Consider the following 10191-nt stretch of genomic DNA (forward strand, 5'->3'; position numbering starts at 1 on the left):
GAAGTGTTGATAGCGAATGAAGGTAGCACCAGACGCCTGTCTGTCTGAAGCAACTGCCGTGCGGTCAAGCCGAAATCCGCTCGATCACCGCGCCGCAATTGGAGAGCTTTTCTTCCAGCCGCTCAAAACCGCGGTCGAGGTGGTAGACGCGGTTGACCGTCGTTTCGCCTTCGGCCGCCAGACCGGCGATGACCAGCGACACCGAGGCGCGCAGATCGGTCGCCATCACGGGTGCGCCCTTCAGCTTGGAGACGCCGTCGACGATCGCCGTTTGGCCGGACAGCGTGATGTGGGCGCCGAGCCGGGCCAGTTCCTGCACATGCATGAAGCGGTTTTCAAAGATGGTCTCGGTGATGCGCGACTTGCCTTTGGCCATGGTCATCAGGCCCATGAACTGCGCCTGCAGATCGGTCGGGAAGGCCGGGAACGGCGCCGTCGTTACGTCGACCGGCGAAATGCCGGCGCCGTTGCGCCGGACGCGAATGCCGGAATTGGTCGGCGTGATCTCGGTACCGGTCTGGGCAATCACATCCAACGCGGTCTGCAGCAGCTCGGGGCGGGCGCCTTCGAGCACGACATCGCCGCCGGTCATGGCCACAGCCATGGCATAGGTGCCGGTCTCGATGCGGTCGGGGATGACGCGCACGCGCGCGCCCGACAGCGACTCGACGCCATCGATGGTGATAACAGGCGTGCCGGCGCCGGAAATTTTGGCGCCCATGGCGTTGAGGCATTCGGCGAGGTTGACGATTTCGGGCTCGCAGGCGGCGTTTTCCAGCACCGTCTCACCCTTGGCCAGCGCCGCCGCCATCATCAGCACATGGGTGGCGCCGACTGAGACTTTCGGGAACACATAGCGATTGCCGACAAGGCGGCCGTTCCTGGTCTTGGCCAGCACATAACCAGTGTCGACATCGATGTCGGCGCCCAGCGCCTGCAAGCCCTCGAGGAACAGGTCGACCGGGCGCGTGCCGATGGCGCAACCGCCGGGGAGCGACACTTTCGCCTCGCCCATGCGGGCCAGCAGCGGGCCGATCACCCAGAACGACGCCCGCATCTTCGACACCAGCTCGTAAGGCGCGGTCGTATCGACGATGTTGCGGGCCGAGAAGTTGATGGTGCGCGAATAGCCCTCATTCTGCTTCTCGCGGCGGCCGTTGACCGAATAATCGACGCCGTGATTGCCGAGAATGCGGATCAGCTGCTCTACATCGGCCAGATGCGGCACGTTTTCCAGCGTCAGCGTGTCGTCGGTGAGCAGCGAGGCGATCATCAGCGGCAAGGCAGCGTTTTTCGCGCCCGAAATCGGAATGCTTCCGGCGAGCTTGTTGCCGCCGACAATTCTGATGCGATCCATGAGAGAATGTCCCCTCGGCCCGATAGGCCGGTTTTCGTCAGTTTGAGTATCGGCCCGTCTAGACCATTGGCCGGCTTGGTTCAAGAAATAGGATTTCTGAGCCCCTTTGGCCAAGGTGACCGGCCAGTGTGGCCGATATCGGTCAGTCCTTGTGCATTTTTTCAGCAGCCGGCAGTCCTTCGGGCCGCTGGTCAGGATCACCGGTGCGCCGCGAGCGCGCTTGCGTCTTGCGCTTCATGAGATTGGCGCGCAGCTGCTCGGCCAGACGGTCCTTGCGGTCAGTCCCGTCCTTTTTTTCCGGATCAGCCTTTTTCGGTGGAATTGTCTTCTCGTCCATCGTTCCGTCCCGCCCGCAACTGGCAGGGCCTGCCGTTCAAGGGATAGCTAGCATTGTGGCGCCGCCATGTCAGCGAAACTTGTCTGGCAAGCCTTTCACAGACGCCTTGCGCTTGCCGGTTCTATATGGCAGAAGCCCCGCCATCAGCGGCTGCGGTAGCTCAGTGGTAGAGCACTCCCTTGGTAAGGGAGAGGTCGAGAGTTCAATCCTCTCTCGCAGCACCAGTTCATTCCTTTGATTTTAAAAAGATGCAGTCGCGAAGTCGGGGTCTCGTTGCGGACCAAAAAAGCCGGCTGATGCAAAAGTGCCAATCCCCCGCATCCAACCGTGGCCCCCTCGCCCGGAAACATTGAGAGAAAGAGGCTCTACGGGCCGGACGACTGCTCAACAAGTCCGGACCTGTCAACTCATGAACAGGCCGGACTGGCCGTATCCGGCATTCTGAACACTACCGCTCGCACGCTGAAAGCCAGCGCCTCGTACGCATATCCACGACAAGAACACAGCTCGCCCAAGGACTTGCCATCGGCCGGCCATCATGATGCCATCTCGCTTGCGGAAGATAGCGTCGGGATTTGGGGTAGAGAATGCTCTTTGGGCGAACGGCAGATGCGACAGGGCGCATGTGCGCGGCACTTGCCGCGGCACTGGTGTGCCTATGCGCGTTTGACCCCGCTTTGGCTGAAGAGCCGAAGGCGCTGAAAGGCGTCGCGCTCATCATCGGTCAGTCCGACTACCAGCATGTCGGCAAACTGCCCAATCCGGAAAACGACGCCCGCGCCATGGAGGAGATGTTCGACAAGCTCGGCTTCGAGACCAATGTCGCCACCAACCGCGACGCACGCAAATTGCGGCGCGATCTCGAAGGCTTCGTCGACGATGCCGAGGGCGCCGATGTCGCCATCATCTACTATTCCGGCCACGGCATCGAAGCCGGCGGCGAGAACTATCTGGTCCCTGTCGATGCCGATATCTCGGCGCTCGACAATGCCGGCGAAAAGCTGGTGCCGCTGTCGTCCATCGTCGCCGACCTGAAGGCCAAGGTGCCGGTCACCATCGTTCTGCTGGACGCCTGCCGCAACGATCCGTTCCCGCCGGGCACGCTCTTGAAGCTGGCGCCGGGCGGCGAAGGCAAGCCGATCGGCGCCGGCGGTCTCGGCGAAACGCGCGGCGTGGTTTCCCTGAAGGGCGGCGCCGACGCCAAGGGCTCGGTCGACGGCAGCCTCGGCCAGGTCATCGCCTTTGCCGCCGAGCCCGGCAAGGTTGCGCTGGACGGTCCGGCCGATGGCAACAGCCCCTATGCGGCAGCGATCCTGCGCCACATCGACACGATGGGCGGCGAGGAATTCGGCACCGTTTTGCGCATGATCGGCGAGGAGGTCTATCTCAAGACCAATGGTCAGCAGCGGCCCTGGGTCAATGAGAGCCTGCGCCGGCTGCTCTATTTCGGTACCCCCGCCGAGGCGCCGAAAGGCGACGAGGGCGAAATCCTAAGGGAGCGGCGCCAGCTCCTGCTGACTATCTCGACGCTACCCGATCCGGAGCGCCGCCAGATCGAAACCATAGCGCGTGACGGCAAGGTGCCGATGGATGGGCTCTACGCCATGCTGAAGGCGCTCGCGGTCGACATACCCAAGGATCCGGCTGAGCTCGACAAGCTGCTGCGTGGCCAGACCGAACGGCTGAAACACGTGTTGGCTGAACGCGAGACTTTGAAAAACCCGGACCCCGAAATTGCCAGGCTATCGAAACTCGCCGAACAGGCGGTTCAGGAAGGCGCGCTCGAAGCGGCGCAGAAATTCAACGAGCAGGCCAAGGCCCGCATCGGCGAACTTTCGTCTACGGTCGACCAGGCCGAGGCCGAGCTGAAGGCAAAGCGGCTGGAATTCGCAAAGGTCTTCGCCAGCAGTGCCAGGACTTATGAAATCTCCTTCAACTTCAAGGAGGCGGCGCAGGATTACGCCAAGGCCTTCGAGCAGGCTGCCAAATGGAGCGACGAAGACGCGTTCTACTACAAGGCGGCAGAGGCCAACGCTCTGTCGGAACAAGGGGACTTCTCCGGCGACAATGCGTATCTCGCCCAGGCCCTGACAGCCTATGAACAGGCATTGACCTATGTCACCCGCGAAAAGTTGCCGCTGCTTTGGGCGGCCACCCAGAACAATATGGGCGCCACGCTTGCTACGTTGGGCGAACGGGAAGCCGGCCGCGAAAACCTCGACAAGGCAGCTGCCGCCTATGAGCAGGCGCTGACCGTCTATACGCATGACGCCTACCCCGACGACTGGGCATCGACCTATGGCAATCTGGGCACGGTCTACTGGCGGCTCGGCCAGCGCGAGAACGGGACGGCACTGCTTGAGCGGGCAGTCGCGGCCTTCCGCTCGGCGCTCGAGGTACAGTCGTTGAAGAAACTGCCGCTGGAATGGGCGGCGACGCAGAACAATCTCGGCATCGTGCTGTCCGAGATCGGCGAACGCCAGACCACATCGGACAGTTTTCGCGCCGCAATCGAAGCGCATCGTGCGGCGCTGACCGAATACAGCAGGGAGCGCGTACCGCTCGACTGGGCGCTGAGCCAGGTCAATCTGGGGGCAGCGCTCTACCGCCTCGGTGAGCGCGAAAAGGATATCGCGACCATGCAGCAGGCGGTTGCTGCCTATCAGGCGGCGACCGGCGAAATGACCAGGGAACGCGCGCCGGCGCAATGGGCGACAATCCAGAATAATCTGAGCACGGCGCTGGAATCGATCGGAACCATTAACGGCGATGTCGCCACGCTTGAGCAGGCGCGCGATGCCGCCCTTGCATCGCTTACGGTTTGGACGCGCGAGCACGCCGCGGCGAGCTGGGCCAACGGCCAGCTGACGCTCGGCAACGCCTTGCAGCGCCTCGGCGCCAAGCAGAAGAACAAGGAACTGCTGCTGGAGGCAGCCACCGCGTACCAGGCCGCTCTGTCCGAATATCCGCGTGAGAAACTGCCGCTCGACTGGGCTTCGCTGCAGCAGAATCTGGGATCGGTCAACGACACGCTCGGCGATCTCGATACGGGAACCGATTACTACATTCAGGCGGTGACCGCGTATCGTCAGGCATGGGAGGTCTATACCGCAACCGCCGCGCCGCGCGAGTTCGCTTCGATCGGCTACAGCCTTGCAGGCACGCTATCGAACTGGGGCGAACGCGCGGGGGACATCTCGATCCTGCGGCAGGCGATCGATGTCTACGGTCAGGTGCTCAGGGTTCGCACCCGCGACAAGGACCCAGCCAATTGGGCCAAGACGGAATTCCGCCTCGGCTGCGCGTTGATGATGTCAGGCAAGCTGGCCTCTGACGATCAACTGCTGCAGCAATCGGTCGACGCGCTGCGGGCGGCGCTCGACGGGCAGACGAAAGGCGGTGATGTCACGGAGATCGGCCAGACGCGGCGCGTGCTCGGCCAGACCCTGTCGATCCTGGGCGACAATACATCCAACCTGGACTTGCTGGCGCAAGCAGCCGACATGCTGGAAGCCGCGCTCCCCGCCTACTCCAAGGACGCCGACCCGGAGGAGTGGGCCAATATCAATTACGACCTCGGCTTTGCCCTCTACAGCCAGGGCCGGATTGGTGGCGACGCCACGTTCTACGCCAAGGCCGTGCAGAGCTTCGAGACGGCAGCGCGGATCTACGACGGTTTTCCCAACCGCATGCAATGGGCGCGCACCAAGGGCGATATCGGCAATGCCTTGCTGATGGCCGCGGACGGCAAGGACGTCGAGTTGCTCACCCGCGCGATTGCCGCCTATGACGCAGCGCTCAGCGTGGTAACGCGCGAGAATGCACTGGCTGTCTGGGAGAACAATCAGAACAATCTCGCCGGCGGGCTGTCGAGTCTTGGTTACTGGGCGAACGATGTCGGCAAGCTGAAACGAGCCGCTCAGATCTACCGCGACCTCGCCACGGTGCGAACGATCGCCCGCGATCCCGATCTCTGGATCACCAACCAGACCAGTCTCGCGCAGACGCTGAGCATGATCGCGGCCCGCGAGCCTTCGGCTGAATTGTACGAGGAGGCGATTGTCGTCAACCGGGCGCTTGCCGAGCAGCTCGGTCGCGACCGCGATCCCGAACGTTGGGCCAATGCGCGCAACGAGATGGGCTATGCCTTGACCATGGCCGGCCGCGCCGAAAACAATGTCGCGCATTTCGAGGAGGCGGTGTTGGTCCTGCGCGAGGCGATCGTGGTGCAAAAGAAGATCAATTCGGTGCCGGCTGTCGCCTTCACGCAGGACAGCCTGTGCGACGTGCTGGTCGATCTGGGCGCCGCCCACAAGGACAAGGCGATGGCACAGGAAGCGATCGCCGCATGCCAGGACGCGCTCGTCATCTTCCGTGACAAGAAGATGGACGATCTCGCCGCCGGTTCCGAAAAGAACCTCGCCGAGGCACAGGCGTTGCTGGCCGAGTTGCATTAATCCGAGCCCGCGCTCCCGGATGCGGGCGAATGGTGGGCACGCCAGCGTTCACGCTGTTGCGCAAGCAAATGTCACCGGCTCGCCATGGCATGAGAGAGATGCGATGTGGCAGTATCGGCTTGTGCGCCGGTCGGCGCCCGTCATTCACGGCGGCAGGTAATCATATTCCGTTGGAGCGCCAGATGACCTTACTCACCCGCCGCAGGCTTTTGAAAAAGGCCGCGTTTGCCGGCGCTGGTGGGATCGGCCTTGCAGCGATGGCCAGGCTTGGTGGCTGGGCCACGGCCGCACCGGAGCCTGTGGTTCTCAAGACGGCAAAGATCCAGGCCAGGTTCATGGATATCGCCCAGACCCGCGATGTGCTGACTTATGGAGAGGCCGGAATGCCGCCGGTGCTCAGGATGAAAAAGGGCGAGCCTTTCGCCGCCCGCCTCGTCAACGGCATCGANTCAGACGTGTGCTCTTCCGATCTACTGGCACGGCATTCGCGTTCCAAACAAGATGGACGGCGTCCCCTTCCTGGTTCAGCCCTACGTCTACACCGGCGATCATTTCGACTACGCCTTCACGCCGCCCGACGCCGGCACGTTCTGGTATCACCCGCATTGCAACACGCTGGAGCAGATGGGCCATGGCCTCACCGGCGTGATCGTGGTCGAGAACCCCAACGATCCAAAATTCGACGCCGAAGCCGTCGTCAACCTGCGCGACTGGCGCCTCGGCGACGACGCGCAGTTCATCCAGCAATTCCGGCCGCGCGATGCCGCAAAAACCGGAACCTATGGCACGGTGCGCACCGCCAACTGGCTCGACCAGCCGCAATTCGACGCGCCGGCCGGCGGGTTGGTGCGGCTGCGGGTCGCCATCACCGATGTCACCCGCATCTACGCCTTTCGCGTCGAGCGTGGGGAGGCCGCGGTCATCGCGCTGGACGGCAATCCGGTGCCGCAGCGTTTTGCGCCCGATGCTTTGCTGCTCGGACCGGGGCAGCGCATGGAGCTCGCCATCCGCATGCCTGACCAGGAGGGCGCGATCGTCAGCCTGGGCGACATCAGAGGCACCAAACCCAAGGTCCTCGCCACCTTGCGCGCCACCGGCAGCTCGCTCAAGCGCGATTTGCGCGACCTCGCACCGCTGGAAGCCAACCCGGTGCCGGAGGTGGATCTCGCCAGCGCGAAACACATCGCGCTCTCGCTCAGCGCCACGGCGGAAAACGTGCCGAGCGACAGCATATGCGGCACGCTAGGCTACTCCTTCTGGGCCATCAACAAGGTACCGTGGCCGGGCGACACGCCGGACCCGACCGCGCCTTTGGCCGAGCTGAAGCTCGGCAAAAGCTATGTCATCGACATGGAGAATTTGACGCCGCAATCGCATCCGATGCATCTGCACGGCATGAGCTTCAAGGTGCTGTCGTCGTCGACACGCCAGGTTCAGCCGGTCATCTCCGACACCTATCTCATGCAGCCCAACGAGAAGGTTCAGCTCGGTTTCGTCGCGGACAATCCCGGCGACTGGCTGCTGCACTGCCACATCATCGAACATCAGAAAACCGGCATGACGAGCTATATCAGGGTGGTTTGACGCCGAGGCGGGTCAATCAGCCTCTACCGGGGTTGGCTTCACCTGCCGGGCCTGTTGCCGGAGAAATTGCCGCCGTCCGCTGGTTTCGTTGGCAAAGCGGGGCCGTTCCCTGCTATTCCCGCCTGCAAATCAAGAAGCCGTGGACACGCTTGCATGACCAATGTCGCCCTGACTGGACTGGCCCGCGATCTCGCCAGGCGCGCCGCCGAGGGACGCCCGGTGCGCATCGGCGTCATCGGCTCCGGCGAAATGGGGACCGACCTGGTCACGCAAGGCATGCTGATGCCCGGCATCTCGGTCGCGGCCATCTCGACGCGGCGTCCGCACACGGCGCGTGACGCCATCCGCATCGCCTATGGCGACGAGGCGATGGCGGTCGAGGCGGACAGCGGCTCGAAAGTCACCGCGGCGATCGAGGCGGGCAAAATCGCCATTACCACGAACGAGATGCTGGTCACCAATCCGCTGATCGACGTCGTCATAGACGCCACCGGCAAGCCTGGTGTCGCCGCCGATTTCGACTTGAAGGCGATGGAGCACGGCAAGCACCTGGTGATGATGAATGTCGAGGCCGACGTCACCATCGGCTGCTACCTCAAGCAGCAGGCAGACCGGCTCGGCGTCGTCTATTCGGTCGGCGCCGGCGACGAGCCGTCGAGCTGCATGGAGCTGATCGAGTTTGCGTCGGCGCTCGGCTACACCATCGTCTCGGCTGGCAAGGGCAAGAACAACCCGCTCAACCACGATGCCGTTCCGGACGACTATCGCGAGGAAGCCCTTCGCCGCAACATGAACCCGCGCATGCTGGTCGAGTTCGTCGACGGCTCGAAAACCATGGTCGAGATGTGCGCCATCGCCAACGCCACCGGGCTGGTGCCCGATGTGCCGGGCATGCACGGGCCCAAGGCCGACCGCGACCAGCTGGCCAAGGTGCTGATACCGCGCGCCGATGGCGGCATCCTGTCGAAGAAGGGTGTTGTCGACTACACGATCGGCAAGGGTGTGGCGCCGGGCGTCTTCGTCATCGTCGAGGCGACGCATCCGCGCATCGTCGAGCGCATGGACGATCTGCATATCGGCCACGGCCCCTATTACAGCTTCTTCCGGCCCTACCATCTGACCTCGCTGGAAGTGCCGCTGACGGCAGCGCGTATCATGCTCTACGGCCGCCCCGACATGGTGCCGCTGCCGAAGCCGGTGGCCGAGGTCTGCGCGGTCGCCAAGCGCGATCTCGCCACGGGCGAGACCTTCGATGCCATCGGCGAGACTTGCTACCGCTCCTGGACCATGACCGTCGAAGAGGCGCGCGCCAATCTGGCAGTGCCGGTCGGCCTGCTCGAAGGCGGCAAGGTGCTGAAGCCGGTCAGGAAGGGCGAGCTCATCACCACCGACAACGCCACACCCGACCGCACGACCAGGCTGTTCGCTTTGCGCAAGCTGCAGGATGAGATGCTGTACGGGAGCTGAGATTGGATGACAGGCCAGTCGGGCTGGCCTTGTCATGACAACTCCCTATGTTGTAGTGACAGCGAACGGAGGCTTCCAGAATGAATCTCCAGATCAGAGACCCGCGCGCCCGTGACCTCGCCCGGCAGCTTGCCGAAAAGCGAAAGATTTCCTTGACCGAAGCGGTGATCGAAGCGCTCGAATCCGAGCTTCAGCGCGAACGTGAACGAGTTCCGCTGGCTGAGCGGCTGGCCGCCATATCGAACGATCTGAAGGCCAAGGCGGGAAGCGGCGGCAGGGATTTGACTAAGGATGAGATCGACGAGATGTGGGGACATTCCTGATGTTCATCGACACCTCGGTGGTGATCGCTGTCCTCGCCGGAGAGGAAGACGCCGCCGATTGGAGCCGCCGGATCGGGCAGGCCTCGATACGGATCACATCTCCGCTGGTCGTGCTCGAAGCGGCGATGCGGCTTTCATCGAAGTTGGTGGTGGAGCCGCTCCTCGCCGAAAAGGCGATAGAGGACTTCCTGCGTGAGGCCGAGATCGAGGTGGTTCCGATCGAAATCGGTGATGCCAAGCTCGCGATCCAGGCTTTTTCGAACTATGGCAAAGGTCGCGGCCACCCGGCTCAGCTCAATCTCGCTGACTGCCTGTCATATGCCTCGGCAAAAAGCCGTGGGATGCCCTTGCTCTACAAAGGGAAAGACTTTTCCCACACCGATCTGGCCTGATCCTACTCCCCCAGTTCACGGTTCGGCCAGCAGCTTCGTCAGCCGCTCCCGCCCAGCAGGCCAAATGCTGCCGCGCTCGCGCCATGGGGCTTTTGACCTGCTCGCGCAACACGCCTGGTCATTGCGCTCGTGCTGACGGCGCAGACCCATCGGCTGCCATTGTATGATCCATTCATACAGTCTGTCTCTTTGATCCGGGTTGGTTGTGTGCGTCAAGTTCTGCAAAAAGGGGCGGCCATGATGCTGGTCATGCGGCTTGGCGCAGAGCGAGCTT

General features: G+C 63.0%; 7 protein-coding genes, 1 tRNA gene and 1 pseudogene. 6 read left to right on the top strand and 3 right to left on the bottom strand.

Going from position 1 to position 10191, the window contains the following annotated elements; genetic code table 11:
• Window positions 1–64: 64 nt before the first annotated feature.
• Window positions 65–1357 (bottom strand): UDP-N-acetylglucosamine 1-carboxyvinyltransferase, encoded by a 1293-nt coding sequence (murA, locus tag X751_RS136670; RefSeq protein WP_023697319.1) that lies wholly within the window; start codon window positions 1355–1357, stop codon window positions 65–67.
• Window positions 1358–1499: 142 nt separating this feature from the next.
• Window positions 1500–1694 (bottom strand): hypothetical protein, encoded by a 195-nt coding sequence (locus X751_RS136665; RefSeq protein ID WP_023669287.1) that lies wholly within the window; start codon window positions 1692–1694, stop codon window positions 1500–1502.
• A 149-nt stretch (window positions 1695–1843) separates the two neighbouring features.
• On the opposite strand from X751_RS136665, the gene X751_RS136660 reads away from it, so the two are divergent.
• From X751_RS136660 to X751_RS136645, 6 genes and pseudogenes are all read left to right on the top strand, one after another.
• Window positions 1844–1918, top strand: a tRNA-Thr gene (locus X751_RS136660).
• Window positions 1919–2317: 399 nt separating this feature from the next.
• Entirely contained in the window at window positions 2318–6151 is a 3834-nt protein-coding gene (locus X751_RS1000000164925) for a caspase family protein (RefSeq protein WP_198022481.1), read from the top strand.
• A 182-nt stretch (window positions 6152–6333) separates the two neighbouring features.
• Window positions 6334–7735: pseudogene (locus tag X751_RS01000000164430) on the top strand (multicopper oxidase family protein).
• 153 nt (window positions 7736–7888) lie between these two features.
• Complete coding sequence (locus X751_RS136655; protein WP_023746235.1) at window positions 7889–9202, top strand: NAD(P)H-dependent oxidoreductase; 1314 nt, start codon at window positions 7889–7891, stop codon at window positions 9200–9202.
• 80 nt (window positions 9203–9282) lie between these two features.
• A complete protein-coding gene (locus X751_RS136650) occupies window positions 9283–9525 on the top strand; it encodes a type II toxin-antitoxin system VapB family antitoxin (RefSeq protein ID WP_023689347.1) in 243 nt (80 codons plus the stop codon).
• Entirely contained in the window at window positions 9525–9917 is a 393-nt protein-coding gene (locus X751_RS136645) for a type II toxin-antitoxin system VapC family toxin (protein ID WP_023746236.1), read from the top strand. The genes X751_RS136650 and X751_RS136645 overlap by 1 nt, the downstream gene beginning before the upstream one ends.
• A 15-nt stretch (window positions 9918–9932) precedes the next feature.
• Here X751_RS136645 and X751_RS1000000167730 read toward each other — a convergent pair.
• A partial coding sequence (locus X751_RS1000000167730) for a hypothetical protein (RefSeq protein ID WP_210164032.1) occupies window positions 9933–10191 on the bottom strand: 259 nt, incomplete at its 5' end.

This window comes from Mesorhizobium sp. LNJC394B00, assembly GCF_000502555.1.
Classification (GTDB): Bacteria; Pseudomonadota; Alphaproteobacteria; order Rhizobiales; family Rhizobiaceae; genus Mesorhizobium.

Bases quoted from the DNA above. Each gene is read 5' to 3' on its own strand.
- X751_RS136645 (WP_023746236.1), top strand. From the start codon at position 9,525: ATGTTCATCGACACCTCGGTGGTGATCGCTGTCCTCGCCGGAGAGGAA.
- X751_RS136655 (WP_023746235.1), top strand. From the start codon at position 7,889: ATGACCAATGTCGCCCTGACTGGACTGGCCCGCGATCTCGCCAGGCGC.
- X751_RS136665 (WP_023669287.1), bottom strand. From the start codon at position 1,694: ATGGACGAGAAGACAATTCCACCGAAAAAGGCTGATCCGGAAAAAAAG.
- X751_RS136650 (WP_023689347.1), top strand. From the start codon at position 9,283: ATGAATCTCCAGATCAGAGACCCGCGCGCCCGTGACCTCGCCCGGCAG.
- X751_RS1000000164925 (WP_198022481.1), top strand. From the start codon at position 2,318: ATGTGCGCGGCACTTGCCGCGGCACTGGTGTGCCTATGCGCGTTTGAC.
- murA (WP_023697319.1), bottom strand. From the start codon at position 1,357: ATGGATCGCATCAGAATTGTCGGCGGCAACAAGCTCGCCGGAAGCATT.